The sequence below is a fragment of the Desulfomicrobium macestii genome (genome assembly GCF_014873765.1).
GTDB lineage: Bacteria > Desulfobacterota > Desulfovibrionia > Desulfovibrionales > Desulfomicrobiaceae > Desulfomicrobium > Desulfomicrobium macestii.
Window position 1 is genome coordinate 1 of sequence record NZ_JADBGG010000009.1, and the last position, 17,208, is coordinate 17,208.

The 17,208-nt window shown below is 51.5% G+C and carries 13 protein-coding genes; 5 read left to right on the forward strand and 8 right to left on the reverse strand.

The genetic code is table 11. The features are described from left to right. Positions 1-161 precede the first annotated feature (161 nt). From H4684_RS07310 to H4684_RS07340, 7 genes are all read right to left on the reverse strand, one after another. Positions 162-1,004, reverse strand: coding sequence for a hypothetical protein (locus H4684_RS07310; RefSeq protein ID WP_192623303.1), 843 nt, complete (start codon positions 1,002-1,004; stop codon positions 162-164). Next, positions 1,001-2,017 carry an AAA family ATPase gene (locus H4684_RS07315; RefSeq protein WP_192623304.1) on the reverse strand — a complete coding sequence of 339 codons (1,017 nt, stop codon included), beginning with the start codon at positions 2,015-2,017 and terminating at the stop codon, positions 1,001-1,003. The genes H4684_RS07310 and H4684_RS07315 overlap by 4 nt, the downstream gene beginning before the upstream one ends. Beyond that, complete coding sequence (gene pnuC, locus H4684_RS07320) at positions 2,014-2,589, reverse strand: nicotinamide riboside transporter PnuC (protein WP_192623305.1); 576 nt, start codon at positions 2,587-2,589, stop codon at positions 2,014-2,016. Before pnuC ends, H4684_RS07315 begins: the two co-directional genes overlap by 4 nt. 59 nt (positions 2,590-2,648) lie before the next feature. Then, positions 2,649-4,214, reverse strand: a complete 1,566-nt coding sequence (locus H4684_RS21130) for an ADP-ribosylglycohydrolase family protein (protein ID WP_318779623.1) — start codon at positions 4,212-4,214, stop codon at positions 2,649-2,651. A gap of 148 nt (positions 4,215-4,362) precedes the next feature. Next, a complete protein-coding gene (locus H4684_RS07330; protein ID WP_192623306.1) occupies positions 4,363-5,703 on the reverse strand; it encodes a hypothetical protein in 1,341 nt (446 codons plus the stop codon). A gap of 96 nt (positions 5,704-5,799) precedes the next feature. Beyond that, complete coding sequence (rmuC, locus tag H4684_RS07335; protein WP_225940312.1) at positions 5,800-7,698, reverse strand: DNA recombination protein RmuC; 1,899 nt, start codon at positions 7,696-7,698, stop codon at positions 5,800-5,802. 260 nt (positions 7,699-7,958) lie between these two features. Beyond that, positions 7,959-8,552: a PIN domain-containing protein gene (locus tag H4684_RS07340; RefSeq protein WP_192623307.1), complete on the reverse strand. Its 594-nt coding sequence runs from the start codon at positions 8,550-8,552 to the stop codon at positions 7,959-7,961. Between the two features lie 428 nt (positions 8,553-8,980). Here H4684_RS07340 and metK point away from each other — a divergent pair, with 428 nt between their 5' ends. Both metK and H4684_RS07350 read left to right on the forward strand, forming a co-directional pair. Next, the gene (gene metK / locus H4684_RS07345; protein ID WP_192623308.1) at positions 8,981-10,147 is read left to right on the forward strand and encodes a methionine adenosyltransferase; all 1,167 of its coding nucleotides are present in this window, start codon (positions 8,981-8,983) and stop codon (positions 10,145-10,147) included. After that, a complete protein-coding gene (locus H4684_RS07350) occupies positions 10,144-10,755 on the forward strand; it encodes a hypothetical protein (protein WP_192623309.1) in 612 nt (203 codons plus the stop codon). The genes metK and H4684_RS07350 overlap by 4 nt, the downstream gene beginning before the upstream one ends. Before the next feature lie 432 nt (positions 10,756-11,187). Here H4684_RS07350 and H4684_RS20965 read toward each other — a convergent pair whose 3' ends face one another. Further along, positions 11,188-11,313 carry a hypothetical protein gene (locus H4684_RS20965; protein WP_264080943.1) on the reverse strand — a complete coding sequence of 42 codons (126 nt, stop codon included), beginning with the start codon at positions 11,311-11,313 and terminating at the stop codon, positions 11,188-11,190. A 325-nt stretch (positions 11,314-11,638) separates the two neighbouring features. Here H4684_RS20965 and H4684_RS07355 point away from each other — a divergent pair, with 325 nt between their 5' ends. The 3 genes from H4684_RS07355 to H4684_RS07365 are packed head-to-tail and all read left to right on the forward strand — an operon-like array spanning position 11,639 to position 16,791. Beyond that, on the forward strand, positions 11,639-13,117 hold the full coding sequence (locus H4684_RS07355) for an ATP-binding protein (RefSeq protein ID WP_192623310.1): 1,479 nt from the start codon (positions 11,639-11,641) through the stop codon (positions 13,115-13,117). Beyond that, positions 13,104-15,803, forward strand: coding sequence for a Z1 domain-containing protein (locus H4684_RS07360; protein WP_192623311.1), 2,700 nt, complete (start codon positions 13,104-13,106; stop codon positions 15,801-15,803). Before H4684_RS07355 ends, H4684_RS07360 begins: the two co-directional genes overlap by 14 nt. Continuing rightward, a complete protein-coding gene (locus H4684_RS07365; protein WP_192623312.1) occupies positions 15,796-16,791 on the forward strand; it encodes a PD-(D/E)XK motif protein in 996 nt (331 codons plus the stop codon). Before H4684_RS07360 ends, H4684_RS07365 begins: the two co-directional genes overlap by 8 nt. The last annotated feature ends 417 nt before the right edge of the window (positions 16,792-17,208 follow it).

Below are 17,208 nucleotides of genomic sequence, written 5' to 3' on the forward strand. Positions count from 1 at the left end.
CCTTGGGCGGAAGCTTGCGTGCATCGGTGGTTTGCATGGATCCGAATGTACACAATTCTTCCACGAATGTTAACTATTTTATGCTCGGATTAATAGCTGCAGTTCCTATTTTTCTCATTGGTAAAATTCAAAAACTCGTTCATTTCAAAATTATTTACCATTTAGTAGATATTCACCTTCCTCGTCATCTTGGAATTGACCGTTTTCCATTCGCTATAGCGTGCCAGTTCGTCCACCAGAGGATGCGAGGGGAGGGCGCCCAGATGTTGCCAGGTAGTTGTCCGGAAACTGACGCCTTCCGGCATTGTATCTTTGAAAGCGTTCGGAAGCAGGCTGATGCCGAGGACGACTTTGTGAGGCCTGTCCGGAAATATGACAGTTCCGTATTTGGTCAGGAATTCACCCCGCAGTTGGATCTGATCCTTGTCTTTGGCCTTGCCCTGGGCTGCTCCGATGCCCGACAGCCATTTGGCTTCACAAAGGATCACCGTGTTCGAGGTTGTAATGCCCATATCAATTTCAGGACCACCGGAGACCAGGGTGTCGGGGTGGGGGATGCGGCGCCAGAGGGAGATTTCCGCGTTGTCTGTCTTTGCACCCGGCAGGTCGATCAGTCTGAACAGGTCCCTGAGCCAGGGTTCGAGGATGTCTTGCGGCGCCCGGGCTATGGTGCCGAAGACCGTCCAGGTGATGGCGTCTTCGCTGTGCAGGGACTGCAGGTCGCAGTAGTAGCCAAGGCCCGAGGTTGCGATTTCGAGATCTTTACCTTCGAAGGCCCGTGATTGTCTGCTTTTGTAGAGCTTCTGGACGATTTCTGGCGGTGGCCAGGCCGTGAAGCCGGTGCGGATCAGGTTGTCGTAGGGGTGCGAAACAGCCTTCACGCCGCCTTTGCTGCGGGCAACGGGGATGGCTCTGCTGTTCCAGTCAAGCATTTCATTACTGCAAATTTCGACTGTCCCACGAGTATCATCGATCATGATTTTTTCACCGGGCTTTTTTTTCATCGTGTTGAAATGAGGTTGTCTGGCAGCGATGTATACTTGTCGAAGTTTTTGAGTACCCCGATCACGGTCTGCATGCGCTCTTCAAGTTCTCCTTGAAGGGTGATGAATGGTATGCGTCTGCGGATGAGGTCCGCGTGGATTTGCTTCTGAAAGATCGTCCTGTTTGCCAGGCCTGATCGGTCCCATGTGTCGTCATAGGAGATGTCGTCATTGCACAGGAAAAAGAGGTCGTAGCGATTGATCGTGCTGTCCGCCAGGCATGTCAGGCGCGGGTCGGCTTTGCCGTGGTAGTACATCGAGAAGCTCCAGGTTGTCGTTGCGTCGGTGTCGACAAAAAGGAACCGGTTTGCTTCAAGACTCTTCGCGTCCTCACGTTCGATATGGACTTGCGCGATTTCCAGGAGTTGATTCAGGGTCAGGCGGCGTTCCTGTTGGTGCTTTTCCCAGTACTCACGTCCGTACTCGGGCATCCAGACAGTGCCCATCTTGGTCGCCAGGGTCTCGGCGAGAGTTGTCTTGCCAGTGGAAGGGGCGCCAAGGAAAACGACCTTGGTGATGAGATCCCGGTAAACTTCCGCAGCAACGAACCGTCGGTTCTCGAAGGGTGCGTTTCGAATCTTGGTGGCCGAGATGGGGACGGCAACGCGATGCTCGTCAACACGGCAATCTCTGGCATTCAAGGCTTTGCTGACATGGTCTCCGTAAAATTCGCTGGAGAAGAAATGCGATATTCTCCGGCCTGCAAGGAAATTCAGGAGGAAGTCCTCATGGATTTTTCTGATTTCCGGTGTGTCTCCGACAATGGTCGGGCCGTCCCACGCCTCAAGGACCTCCACGGAAGGGTAGAGCTTCCTGATCCAGCCAGCGCGCACCTGCAGGGGAATCGTCGTGATCTCGGGGGAATCGTACACGATGACGATCAGGTGGTCGGTTTCCGCAAGGGCGCGCTCGATCAGGAATTGGTGCCCCTTGTGCAGCGGGGCGAACTTTCCGAGGGTCAGTCCGATCCTCATGCCGGGGACTCCGATCGCGAGGTAAAATCATTACGCCATGAAACAAGGCCTGCGGTCGCCATCAGAAGGAAGACCATGTAAAGACCTGATGTGAGAAGAAGGGATTTATACGCATACACCCCAATGGCAACGATATCCACGACGATCCAGAAATACCAGGATTCGACCTTCTTTTTGATCATCAGCCATTGGGCAATAAGGCTTGCGACGGTCGTGAACGCATCCCAGAAGGGCACGGAAGCGTCCGTATATGTCGCCATTACCCAGCCCCAGACACCTGTTCCCGCAAACGCGGCAGCCACCCATAGGGCGAGATGTCGAGATTCCAGGCGGGACAGGAGCAGTTCGTCTCGGTTTTTGCCGCCGTGCAGCCAGTGATGCCAACCATAAAGTTGCAGCCCGACATAAATCACTTGCAGGATTAGGTCAGAGTACAGCTTCACGTCATAGAAAATGTAAATATACAGCGTGACCTGGATGAGGCCGGTCGGCCAGCACCAAATATTCTGACGGATAGAGAACCAGACGCAAAGCAGTCCGAAGAGGACGGCAAGTGCTTCAATCCCAGTCATATATTGATCCTTGCACTACGCAATGCGCTCGTGTGAGGGGGGCGGCACTGTCCTGGCTGTCAGGTCTGTCCGGAATTTCTGAGAAGCTGTTGCGCCAGTTCCAATGCATCCACAGGCCAGAAAACTTTGGGGCGAGGGTGCGCAACTCCGGCACGTTGTTCAGGTCTGCAAGCAATCACTTTTTCCCTCCATTGCGCGGGCACTGCTCCAAGGCCATGCACGGCCCCAAGAAGAGCTCCACAAATGGCGGCATTGGTGTCGGTGTCGCCACCGCGCATGACCGTATCGACTACGCCTTCTTCAAGGTTTGGGGCATGGAGAAGCTGCCAGACGGCGTTCTGGAAGGCTATGAGTACCCATCCTTGCTGGCGTCCGTAGCTTTTGGGTGGAGTCGTGGCTGCATCAGCGAGAGCCCCTTTCAAGGCGGAATGAACGTCCATTGTCTCCGCCCAGAGCAGCATCCCGGCATAGAGACTCCACGAAGAGCAACCGCTCCGAATGACTCGGGACAAGGCCATGGCGAAAAGGGCATTGGCTTCACAGCAGACCAAGTGCGGATGGGTTATGGACGCGTCCTTTTTTGCCCAGTCGCCAACGTCCCACAGGTTGTGACGCGTTCCAAAAATGCCCAGCGGGCTGACGCGCATGAGTGCGCCGTTGGCTTGGCTCTCAAAATTGGGCTGATCCCTGAGGCCTGCCGCAATGGTTGCTCCGCAATCGAACGGGCGCGAGTCGTACCAGAATCGGTAGGCATTTCGAGCTTTGTATTTGTCGAACCTGCCATGTTCCACTAACGACCGGGCGAGCATGAGGGCCAATTCCGAATCGTCCGTGGGTTGACCAGCCAGGGTGTTCCACGTTCCCCCGTCGGCCAGTTCGCGTACCCCTGATGGATATAGGGCCCGTATCTCCTCCGCAGATTTGAATTCTACCAGACTCCCCAGGGAATCTCCTGCGAGCTGTCCCATCAGGCAGCCCTGGGCGCGGGAGAGAATGGTGTTGTGAAGAACATCGGGCGCATCTTCATTCCAGGACAGGATATAGTTTCGCTGTTCCTCAGTTTCCGGGGATTGGCGGTGCCTTGATTTGGGGCACCATCGCCACAGGCTGGACAGTTTCTCCAAGGCAGCGCTTCCGGCAAAGCCATGCCTGGCGAGCCAGCACCCGACAATCGTACCTGTTCTGCCAATGCCGCCCCAGCAGTGCAGATAGATCCCTTTGCCCTGGGCCAGTGAGTTGTCGATCAGGTCGAGAATCTCACGTGTAGTTTGCCGCGACCCTGGAATGCTCACATCCGGAATCGGAAACGTGCAGTATTTGGTCGTCCCATCGATCGAGTTGACGATGTCACGATAAGGCTTGAGGCCGTCCGCCGGGGTGGTCAGGTCAATGAATACCCCGACGCCAGACTTTAGCAGCGCCTTGATCCTTGAAATAGAGGATTCCTCGTCAAGAGTGCGCGGGTATTCCCCGGCAAGAAATTTGTTAGGGACGATCCAATAGGAGTTTTCGATTGGTGTTGTTGTCATGTTGAAAATCGTTGAGGTTTGGGATGGATTTATAACTCTGAACTCCGGCAACAAGCTAGGAACAACAGCTTGAACTTGGTGAATGAAGCGCGGCACTCATTGATCGAGGCTCGAGTGGGGCATGCGCTCCACCGGGGCCTGGTTCAGAAACCAGGCACGGTACATCGTCTACCCCACAAGGTCTGTTCTTCGATGACCTTGTGGGGGGAATGAATAGTTCTGTAATGTCAGACAGGTACCATTTCTAACGAATCCTTTGATTTGGAGTGCGACGTGTTGGTCTATTAAAATTAGAGAGAGATAAACGCAGCGGACGAACACTTTTCAACAACCGCACGCTTGAATACAATTGATTTTGATTGGCATGCAACCATTCGGCAATATCAAGAAGATTTTTGGCAGCAATAGTTGAGTCCGTACGAGAGGGAGCAATTGGTAACTGAAAAATCGCTCTACCTCGCTGCTCAAATTGCTGGCCTGGAAGATTCAGGATGCAAGCAGCTATGGAGGCAGAATTAGGGTCTCTACACTCCAACCGGGCACAATTTCTGCCGTGGCCGTCGCAACTATACGAAGTGTCGATACCAAGGCAATTAAGCCATCTCACTAACCCTGCCATGTATGTATCCATGATCGGAAGTTCGTCTGGAGCACCGCCTTCAGCACCACCATGGCATGATTCAACCGCACTCAACCAATGGTCTTCCTCAACTTCATTGTTTGACGGCGTAAAAGTATCATCTACTAACTCTCCAAATCTTCCAAGTTCTACAATTTTCTTAAGAAAACGTATATTTTCTTTTTTTTCATTTTGAAATGAAATATGCAGTTTGCCTTTCGAATTTGCTAAAAAACCACTTCTGATCAGGATTCTGGACCATGGCAGTTTCTTTGGCAGCAAAGTCTGCGGTAATTCATACTTCCACACATCCCATAGAATTTTATAAGCAAGTTCAATGAATGTTCTATCAGAATCTCTGTTGTAATTTTTGCCGCCATGAAACAAATTACAGCGAACCTGGTAAATCATTGAGATCAAATGTGGCCAATCTGCTGGGATATTTTCATCAGATTGGATATGATCTAATGCACAAGCTGGCGAAAATGCTGGAAAACGATTCTCTTGACCGTTTCTCGTAGAAACAATATACGGATCTCTCTCAGCAACTTTTTTTATAAATTTGTAGCGATCTTCAGTAAGGTTCCATGGCTCGATTCCGTTATTGTAGAGCCACAGGGATTGAAATATAGGAGCCATCTCAAGAAATGAATTAACGAGTTCACAGAATTTTGCATCAACTTTATAGAGGCTGCCAAAGCGATCAGACAAATTTTTGTCTTTTGCCATGCAATGCACAAGGTAGGCATCTTCATGGTTTCGGCTTAAGTCTGGAACGCTTTTTGATGCCCATGCGTTAACCGTTACCCAAAGATATATCAATTTTTCAGATACGTTGTTCTCGTCTGTCTCCCTAAATCTGTGAATCCAGCCTTTAGCAAAATTCCACAGTTCTATGTTATCGTGCGGTCGGTTTAATGATTGAATTGCCCTTGCTCTCCAAGTCAATTGCCCACAATTTGCCATTTTAGGCCTCCTCCCACGATGCTGGTATTGTCGTGAAAATCCCTTAACATGAAATTGCCATGTTGATATGAGATTGCGATATTTATTGATGTCCTCTTATTGTCTCTCAACAGCAAGCTCTCCGTCCTCGCCTTCCCTGGGTAGAGACAGCAGAGCCGATGATTCCTCGATCGGCATTTCCTGAACGTTTCTGAGCTTGCGCCCGATGGCGCGGGTGCGGACCTTGGCCTTCTCAATGGTCTCCGAGGCCTGGTTAATGCGTTTCTGCACCGCGTCCAGGACCTCGCCGTACTTGGTCCATTCCGTCTTGACCGCGCCGAGCAGGGTCCAGACCTCGCTTGATCGTTTCTGGATGGCCAGGGTGCGAAAGCCCATCTGCAGACTGTTCAGGATTGACCACAGGGTCGTCGGGCCGGCGATGACCACTCGGCAATCGCGCTGGATGCATTCAGCGAGACCCGGGCGGCGGATGACCTCGGCGAAGAGCCCTTCGATGGGCAGGAAAAGAATGCCGAAGTCTGTGCTGGCAGGTGGGTTGATGTACTTGTCGCGGATATCTCGGGCGCAGGCCTTGATGCGGGTTTCGAGCTGTCGACCGGCCATGTCGATGCCTTCTGCGTCGGCGCGCTCTTGGGCATCAAGGAGCCGCTGGTAGTCCTCCACCGGGAATTTGGCGTCGACAGGCAACAGGACGGGTGCATCGCCATTCTGTCCCGGCAATTTGACGGCGAACTCGACGCGCTCCGCACCTTCGCGGGTGGAGGCGTTGCGGACGTATTGCTCGGCGCTCAGAACCTGTTCGAGCAGCGCTCCGAGCTGGATCTCGCCCCAGGTGCCGCGGGTCTTGACGTTGGTCAGAACTTTCTTCAGGTCGCCCACGCCCGTGGCCAGGGTCTGCATTTCGCCGAGTCCTTTGTGGACCTGTTCGAGGCGTTCGCTGACCTGGCGGAAAGATTCGCCGAGGCGCTTTTCCAGGGTGCCCTGGAGCTTTTCATCCACGGTCTGGCGCATGTTTTCAAGCTGCTTGGCGTTGTCGGTCTGAAGCATTTGCAGCTTTGTCTCAACAGTGGAGCGGACAGTCTCCAGTTTGGCAGCATTGGTTTCCGAGAGCTGGTTCATGGCCGCCGCCATGGCGTCCAGTTGCGATTTTTGCGTCTTACCGAGTTCGCCCATGGTCCTGGCCGTAGTCTCGGAGATGCCGGTCAGGGCCTTGACGATCTCTTCGCGCAGTTCCTTGGCATTCGCGGAGGCCTGGACGCGCATGGTATCGAGGCTTCCGGACGTGGATCTGGTCAGCTCGGTCAGTTGCGCCGAGAACGTGTCAAGCTGGACCTTCTCTGCTGCCGAGAGATCCTTGAGGGTGTTGCTCATGGACTCCGAGATTTTGGTCAACGTGGACACCACTTCTTCTCTCAGGCTCTTGGCAAGAGCGGAGGATTCCTGGAAGGAGGCGTCGAGTTTGTTCGTGGTGACCTTGGCCGTGGCCGCGATCTGACTCGAAAATGAGTCCATGTGGTTCTTCTGCAGCGTCCCAAGGTCTTTGATGGTCACGCCGATGCTCTCTGAAATTTTCGTCAACGTGCCAACAACCTCCTCGCGCAGGGCCTTGGAGCTCTCGGCCGCCTGCTTTTCGAGGTGCGCAAGCTGCTCCTGGTTGGACCTCGTGAAGTCGGAGAATTGCGCAGCCAGCGCATCGAACTGTCGCCCTTGAGCGCAATGTGCCTCGGAAATTCGCTGAAGTATCCCGCTCGAAAGCTCCCGGAAACTCTCCCCGACCTCTCGGCGTTGATCACCAAGCATTCGCCCTGATTCGGCACGGCTTTGGCCGATTTCTTCCTTTATGAGACGGGTTGCCATTTCCAGGGATTTTTCAAAGGAATCGAGTCGCGCACCCATGAGCAGGGCGCTCCGTGACATCTGGTACAGGATGGCCAAGATCAGGAGGATGGCCGCTGCTGGCAGAGCGATGGGGCCGTACAAGAGCAGTTCGTTCATGGTTGCCTCGAGGTTCGATGAGCCGTTATGGGGGTGCCGATTCTGCCCTGTATGCAAATCAAAGCACGTGCTCTCAGCCTGGGTCGTGCATGACAAGCTCCGGGCCGGTTCAGGATAGGGTTGTTTTTAATGTTCGTGCACACAAAATTTTACAGGTTGTCCCGTGCTGTGGGGAACATCTTGGCATGAAATGGCTCATGGAGTTGAACTTATGCCTCCAGCCTTCATCTATAAGTGCATGTCAAGCCACGCCCCTGACTTCAGGCCAGCGCATAGGACACCTTGTTCTCATTGATGAGGATCCAGCCCTTGCCTTGCATTTCGGCCAAAAGCGAGGCGAGCTCCTCATCGGCGAGCTGCTTCTGGAACAGGGAGCTGATGGTGCTGGAGAGCGTCTTGATGGTGCGGGGCTTTGCTGAGCCACGCTGCTTGAGGTTGGTAAAAATAACTTCAAGCTTCTCCGGGGCAGTCTTGGCGTTCGAGGCCTTCAGCAGGGGGATGTCAGCGATGGAGACTGACCTTGCGACCGATATTTTCTTGCTTCTGAGGTGCTGGATCAGAGGGTCGAAGCCCGTGTCCTTGGAGATGATGTGGAAGTAGGCCGTGGGATCCTGGGCGGCCAGTTGGCCGACATAGAAGGCGATATGGAAATCAAGGGCATTGGATCCGTTGCCGGAAATCTTCACGTACTCGGCCCGCGTGCCCATCTTCTGGACTGCGGCCGCGAGGACGAAGGGCAGCTTCGTCTGGCTCGCCCCTACAAACAGGAGAATCTTGAAATGCTCGGCGTCCAGCCCGGCCAGGGCTTCGACATGGACGTTTTCGTAGTCGATGAGAACGAAGTTGGTGCGCAAATTATTACCCTCTTCATGACGATGTCTTTGAGTGGAGGCGTTCGGGTATGGCTGTAAACTGTCATGGCATAGCGTTTGGCCATCTCAAAGGATGCAGTGGGGATATAACGGGCGGAATATGTATGACACAAGTGTTTGTTCGGAATTGTTGAGCCCTTTTTTTATTGACCACCGGCTCGGCTGGGCATAGATACATTTCAGCGCCGATTTGATTTCAGCTTGCGGGCGCTTAACAAATGCAGCTAAAGCGTGGGACAACCCGCTTTGGCGCAAGCTGAGCGGATTTTTTTTGCCCGGAATTCGGGCGTCGCCGATTTAATCGACAACTTGCGGGGCGACCAAGAAATACTGCTAAAGCGTTGGCCCACGACTTTGCTCCACAGTGTGCCATGCGCCCACCTGTCCGGAGCAAAGGAGTTTTTTGGGCCATGTCTAAAATCACACCCCCCACCGAGCATTTTCATCTCTTCACTTCGGAGTCCGTTTCCGAGGGCCATCCGGACAAACTCGCCGACCGGATCTCCGACCGCATCCTCGACGCCTTTCTTGAGCGCGACCCGCATTCCCGCGTCGCTTGCGAGACCATGCTGGCCGACCAGTGCGTCATTGTCGCGGGGGAGTTCAAGACCCGTCGGCTCGATGACTTCCACGCCGTGCGCGACTCGGCCGAAATCCTGGTGCGTCAGGTGCTTCGGGACGCTGGCTACCGCAGCGCTGAAACAGGCATCGATCCCGATGCCTGCGAAATCCAGGTGCGCTTCAACGGCCAGTCAAGGGAGATCAGCCAGGGCGTTGACCGTCCCGACGGCATCCTCGGCGCCGGGGACCAGGGGCTCATGTTCGGGTACGCCTGCGACGAAACTCCGGAGCTCATGCCCGCGCCCATCGTGTACGCGCACCGGTTGGTGCGAAGGCAGGCCGAGGCGCGCAAAAGCGGGCTGCTGCCATGGCTCGGGCCCGACGCCAAGTCCCAGGTCACCTTCCGGTACAGCGAAGGCAGTCCCGTCCAGATCGAGGCCGTGGTCCTTTCCACCCAGCACGACGCTGGCATCGGGGCGGAAATGCTGCGTGCTGAAGTAAGGACGCACATCATCGACCCCGTCATTCCGGAAGCGCTGCGTTCTCCTGCATTCCGCACCCTGATCAATCCCACCGGCAGCTTCGTCACCGGCGGGCCGAAGGGCGATGCCGGCCTGACCGGCCGCAAGATCATCGTGGATACCTACGGCGGCGCCGCCCCGCATGGTGGCGGGGCCTTCTCCGGGAAGGACCCGTCCAAGGTGGACCGCTCGGCCGCATACATGGCCCGCTTCCTGGCCAAGCAGATCGTGGCGCGGGGATGGGCCCGGCGTGCCCTGGTTCAGTTGGCATATGTCATCGGCATGGCAGAGCCCGTCAGCTTCATGGTTGACACCTTCGGCACCGGGACGGAGCATTGCTCCGGCATCACCTCACGCCTGCGCCGCGAATTCGACCTGCGGCCACAGGGGATCATCGACGCCCTGGATCTGCTCCGGCCCATCTATTATCCCACGGCGGCTTACGGACACTTTGGGAGAACCGATCTGAACCTCCCGTGGGAGGTGGTGCGATGAAAGCGCGAGGCAAAGGAGTGAATCCCGAATTCAGACCCAAGGCGTACTTCGGTCCCCAGAAACTTGAAGAGCACCTGCTTTCGAACGTCCCTGGCGGAGTGGTCAGGAATCGGATGCGCGAGATGATCTCAGCCGGGCAGGAGAAGGAAGCCCGGGAGTTGATTGATGAGGTCGTGAATGACGGCGGAGAAATTGCCACCTATCTGGAATCCATCCACCCCATGTTCATGGGCGGCAACTACCTTCCCGAGCGCGAGCACGGGGAGGTCGAGATCGGCCGAATCACCATCGAGTCCACGACGTACGATGTCACCAGCGTGTATGCCGGGCGGTCGAACGGAAAAATCCGCATCAGGGTCGTTGACGAATACGATGGCGGCACCCTCGTCAGCCACCCCGAGATCGAAACGGAAAAGCCCCTCACAATGGGGGAATTCGCCGATTTCTTTCTGGGAGTGTGGCCGTTCATCGATGTCGTGATGATGAACGCTGAAGGGGATCTTGATGGAGGACTCGACTTTTTTTGGGCGGAGTCGAGCTTTTATCCGGACTTTGACATGTTTTTGCGACAACGGGTGATCGAGGCGTATGCGAAAGCGTACGACTAGGGCAGAGCAGATAGATGAAGACTCAGAAGCGGGGCCTCATTCATCGAGGCCCTATTTCCAACGGTGCTTTTGGTCACAGAGGTCTCGCAAAAGGGCCGTTCTCATTCTCTATCTGCACAACTACGTGTGACTCCTCAAATTTGTAAGCTCAGCTTAATTACTGGCTTGTTTTGGAAGAAAATAGCGATTCTAAAGGCCGTAAGAATGGTCTTTTTGAAATAAAAATAAACTATTTCTGAATATTAGATGCTTCAGTGACCTAAGCAGGATCCACGCATAGTAAATTCCTGTATGACGAGCGAATGATTTTTATTTATTTCTGCCACATTCCGAGGGTTCGTCTTACATCCTATTATTCTTGACAATTTTTATTTCATAAGGCGTAACTGAACTCAACAAAAATGAGGCCTTATGAACTTTGGGAGTTGGGCATCATCCCACCTGCATGGGGCCATTAGGTGGTAAAAACGGCCAATCGGGTATTTTTGTTGCGCTACCAATCTCTGATTGTTCAGCTACTTCGGCCTGCATATACAGCAGTCCTTCGTCCTGATTCATGTTAATTGGTCGCACAAAAATGCATCAAAATGAGAAGTATATGGCACAGGTCTTCGATTCTGTAGGCAAAGGCGCATTTACCATGACCACTCTCGGTACACTATGCTTGTTCGCATAGATTTTATGATACTGTCTTTATTCACCTGTTGTATGTAAAGATAATTTTCGATAGAGATGTTTGGTATATGTGAGGTATGTAAATTAGCCCTAATTGTCTTATTGTGTATTGAAATTGATTTGCAAAAATTATTTAATTAGAGACGTGGTGAGAATTCAGTCTACTGCGTTGTTTGACTTTTTTGTTTTCGAGGGAAAAGGGGGTCTCATGCGCTACATTTCCAACCCACCAGATGCCGCTTCGCTTATGATGTCAGCGCGAAGCTTCGGCAACTATGATCTGGCTGGAGCTCTCGCCGATTTGATTGACAACAGCATCAAGGCCAAGGCCAAGGTAATCCGGCTTCAGTGTCTGTTCAACGATGGAGATCCGAAGATCAGAATTGCTGATAATGGCACAGGGATGTCTTTGGATGAGCTCTGCAAGGCCATGAGACCTGCAAGCCAAAATCCCTGTGAAGAGAGAGCTCCTGACGATATGGGAAGATTCGGCTGGGGCATGAAGTCCGCCTCGTTTTCCCAGTGCCGATTCCTAACTGTTCTTACAAGAAAGAAAGGCCAATATTCAGGTGCTTCTTGGGATTTGGATAGTCTTGACAACTGGAATATGGGGATCTTCGGGGATGTAGAGGTCAAGGCAGAGTGTTCCAAGGAACTGTTAGATTCAGACGGTACCGAAATCATTTGGAGGAGGTGTGACCGTCTGTCGGAAGGGAAAACACTCAACAACGAACAATTCAATGAACTGATCATTCACGCCCGCAACAAGCTGGCTCTCATTTATCACAGATTCATCAACGGAGAAGTCAAATCAAAGAAACTTACTATTGAACTGAATGGTATTCCGGTGCCTGATTACGATCCGTTCCACAGAAAGCATGAAGCAACCATGCAGCTCGAATGTGAGCCGCTGAAAATGGGTGGCAGGAAGAAGATAAGAGTCCAGCCGTATATCCTCCCCCACTACTCAAAGCTCAAGCCTGCCGACTTGGACAAGCTCTCAGGTGACGAAGGACTTCTCAAAAATCAAGGATTTTACGTCTATCGCAACAACCGCCTCATCATCTACGGAACTTGGTTCCGTCTGCTCAAGCACGGGGATCTGTCCCAGCTTGTGAGAATCAGTGTCGACATCCCAAACTCCCTCGATGAAATTTGGAAAATCACTGTCGACAAATCAGATGCACAGCTGCCATCTATTCTAAGGACGAGGCTGAGGCAGATCGTTGACGGATTAAAAAGACGCTCCGCCAAAGTCTTCAGGTCAAAGGGAGGGAAGGTCAGTGAACACGGGAAAGTCTCTGTCTGGACAAGATATGTGAAGAACGGGGAAATTCGCTATGAGATCAATCGATCACACCCGCTTCTGACAGCACTTTTCACGGATGCTTCTCCCGATCTGGAAAGCAAACTTGATGGTGCCTTGCAAGTTATCGAGCGGGAGTTTCCAGTCAATATGTTCGGGGATGATTTTTCCAAAGGGGTTGAAAGAATCAATCAGGCTGAAGCCAATCCGGAGCATTTCATGGATTTTCTTTCCGCTTCGCTCCCGGGGGTTCTTTCAGAATGCAACGGCAAGCTGAACCTCATGGCTGAGCGAATCAGAAATGTTGAGCCGTTCAGCAGTAACTGGACATTGGTTGAAGATTTTTTGACGAAGGAGGGCTGGACCAATGTTAACTCATGAAAGCAAAATAGCTTTTTTCCGAATTGAAATTTCGAAGGAACCAAAGATAACTCGGGAATTCATCAGGGAAACAGTGCTCGGTGGCCCATGGACATTCCCGGAGGATGAGTTTGAAGCCATAATTCGATATCTTGAGCACACTTTCGACATCACCCAGACCGTCGGATCTTCACTAAAAAGTGCGATCAACAAGCCTTGGCTTACCGAGAGAAGAGCTGAAATTGATTTTTTCTACTGGAATCGCCTCCGCCGCTATTACACGGAAAAAGGCATTCTGCCTCCCAAGGTTGTGGGTACTCTTGATGCGGATACTGATCAGATCCTCGACTATTCTGGAAATCCGGCCACGGAAGGGCCATGGAAGCGTCGTGGCGCGGTCATGGGCCACGTCCAATCAGGAAAGACGACTAATTATTCAACATTGATCTGCAAGGCTGCCGATGCCGGATACAAGGTCATAATTCTGCTTGCAGGCATCACAAACTCACTTCGTCAACAGACTCAGGAGAGACTGGACGAAACATTTATTGGCAAGAAGTCGGTTTTTCAGGCCGCAGCCCAAGAACCCCTCTCAATTATCAATTTTGCAGAACAGAGGAGATTTCCTGCTTACGGAACATCACGTGACAGGGATTTTCTCAAAGATGCGGCATCTACCTACGGAGTCAGCCTTGCGGCTTTGAACGAACCGATCATTTTCATAACGAAAAAAAACAAGACGACTCTTGAGAGACTGAGGGATTGGCTTAAGGAACAGAATGTTGTCGAAACTATTGATCAGCCCATTCTTTTGGTCGATGACGAGGCAGATAATGCCTCTATCAATACTGCAAATAATCCAAACCAAGTTACGGCCATAAACAGGGCAATTAGAGAGATTCTGGCTCTCTTTTCAAGATCAACCTATATCGGATATACAGCAACCCCTTTTGCCAACATATTTATCGATCCCGAATCCGAAAGTGAAATGCTACAGGATGATCTGTTTCCAAGAGACTTCATCAAGGCACTCGATCCTCCGAACAACTATGTTGGCGCAACTAGAATGTTTTCCGAATGGGGGGATCTCAGAGCGTCGATGGTTGTCCCTCTTGATCCCGAAAAGGATGATTTTGCGGCAGTCCTCCCGTTGAATCACAAAAAGAGTCAGGTTATTTCTTCCCTGCCGAAATCGCTTGAGCAGGCAGTCCGGACCTTTATCCTTTCTAGGGCGATCCGGGTGCTTAGAGGGGACAGCAGAAAGCATTGTTCGATGATGATCAATGTAAGTCGCTTCAATGATGTTCAAGAGACCATATTTGGACTTGTCTACAACTATCTGAGTGTGCTCAAGAATTCGATAACGATCAATTCAGGGCTTGGTGCTGGGGCATTCAAGGATGCCAACATGATTGCGCTAAGGCAGACTTTTGAATTGGAATACGGTGATATCGAATTTAGTTTCTCCAAAATTCAATCGGTTCTTAACAGCGCCGTTGGAAGCATCTCCGTCAGGACAATCAACATGAGGGGAGGCGCCCTTGATTATTCACGTCATCAAGATACAGGGCTTCATGTCATAGCAATTGGTGGACTAGCCTTGTCCCGCGGGTTGACTCTGGAAGGGCTGACCGTTTCATACATTCTTAGAAATGCGTCAGCCTCTGATACTTTGATGCAGATGGCAAGATGGTTCGGATACAGGCCTGGGTATGCGGATATCTGCAAACTCTACATTCCTGAAAGCTCACTGGATCACTATGAATTGATCACAGAAGCCATTGAAGAGCTTCGCGCTGAAATTAAGCGGATGGAACTGGTAAACATGACGCCAAATGATTTTGGCCTGCGGGTGCGTAACGATCCTGCAGCAATAAGAATTACAGCTGCCAACAAGATGAGGACTGCCACCAAGATGACTATAGCCCAAGATTATTCAGGGCGGCACGTCGAAGGCTATGTTCTCTACAACGATGATGAAGTCAACAGCAAAAACCGTTTCTTGACACAGAATTTTCTAAAAAAATGCGGTAAATATGATATTCGTGAAAGTAATTTTGTTCTTTGGAATGGTGTTGATGCCGAGACAGTCTTTCACTTCATTAGAGAGTTTTCCTTTCCTGAAGATCACGCTGACTTGGGCATTATAACGTCCAATAGATCTCTTTTCATGGACTACGTTTCTGACCGGCTCAAGGCAGACCTTAGTTCTTGGGACGTTGTCATCCCTATTTCAAAAACAAGCAAGTATAAGTCTTGCGATATTATTATCGGTGAGAAACTGCCGCTCAGAAGTCGTGAATCTGGAAAAGTACATAAAGGAAAATACAAAGTAACAGGAAAAAACAGAGTTGCTAATCCAGGTGACGAGAAGTTTGGTTTGAGCAGTGAAGAAATAGAGGCTGTGGAGTGCGAGATAAAAGAGGAAAAGACAGGGAGGGGATGCTGTTCATATAGCCGCCACAGAAAAAGACCACTCCTGTTGATACATGCATTCGAAGCTAAATTGAAGGAAGACCCCAAGGGGGAGGTTCTCATGCTGTCGAGCCCCGTAGTTACTCTGACCTTCTGCCTCCCGGCGACATCCGTAAAATCCGTTGAGCGGACCTACCAAGTCAACCTTGTGTATAAGCGTCAGATTCTCGAGTCCTCGGTGGAGCCGCCTGATGATGATGAGGCGATAATTGATGGGGTAGACTATGCCTGAGAACTGGGACGATTTCAAAAGCAGCGTTCACCCGTCAGAGCTGAGAGTGCGGCGAGTCGATCCGCATCATCCGATGAATTTTTTCTATGGCAAGGATTTTCATGGAAATTACGTCTTCCTCCTCAGGGGAAGAATTTACGGGGAGCCGCCAAAGACGCCTAAGCAGCTGGCCGGTATGGATATCGTTTTGGATTCGTGGGGAGAGGGAGAGTTTGAGCTCAGGTTCAGACTAATCGACTCGGCACAGGTGGATATCTTCAAGGCGCTTTGTGCCAATCTCATGTCTGCCACGGAAAGACTCAAGAGAGACCAGCACAGGATTGGGCTTGAAACTACTATCCGTCGGCTGGCGAGATGGCAGGAGCTTCTCAGGTCCAGAATGGCGGAAACCCTTACTCAAAGCCAAATCATCGGACTGTGGGGAGAGCTCTTGTTTTTCAGGGACCTGTTTCTTGCACACCTTCCGCCACATGTGGCCTTGTCATCATGGCGAGGACCGTTTGGCGATGAGCAGGATTTCATCCTTGGTTCCAAGTTGATCGAGATCAAGACGCAACTGAACAGTTCCGATCGTAAGATTCAGATTTCATCAGCGGAGCAGCTGGATACCGTTTCGGGGCAGATTATCCTCTGTCATCAGATTATTGGCCCAGCAGCAAATGAAGACTCGCGAGGCATGTCGCTGAATGAACTAGTTGAGAATGTCACGGCGAGAATGGGGAAGGATACGGCAGCGCTTGATGTTTATTGCTCAATCCTCATTGAGTTTGGGTACATGAAGAGAAACGAGTATGATGTTGATAAATGGGTCTTAAATGAACGGCGTTACTATCTGGTCGAAGAAGAGTTTCCGGCCATTAAGGCGTCTGAACTTCTCTCGGGGATTTCCGATGTCAAGTACTGCATAAAGACAGAGTCGATTAGCGGTTTTCTGGTGGCAGAAGATCAGTTCAGCGACTCTGTTTTCGGTCAGGATCTTTTCGGGTGAGCAATCTTCACTTTAGCGGAGGCACCAACTCTCCTACTGAGCACGAGAGATGTTTTTATTAGGACTTGTCGTAAATACGACCCTGATTTCAAGCGAGAAGCAGTCCGTCTGGTTGTTGAGGACTATATGGGTGTCCAGTGAGCTCAATCTACGCTAGGTATAACGCCTTGCGATTTGAAAGGCTAAGTGTAGACGCATGCTAACGATCAAGATGCGTCTTTTGCACGCATTCTGCGCCGGAATTACCAAAGGCTGAATTGAAGCGTTTGTGTAAAGAATACGCACATCTTCGGCGAGCGCGTGATATTTTATTGCTCTGATGAAGAAACAGTTAGTTTCAATTTTTGCATATAGTTGCATGCTGAGAGTTCAACTATAAAATCATAAAATTTAGTATTTAGAGTAATACACAAATAT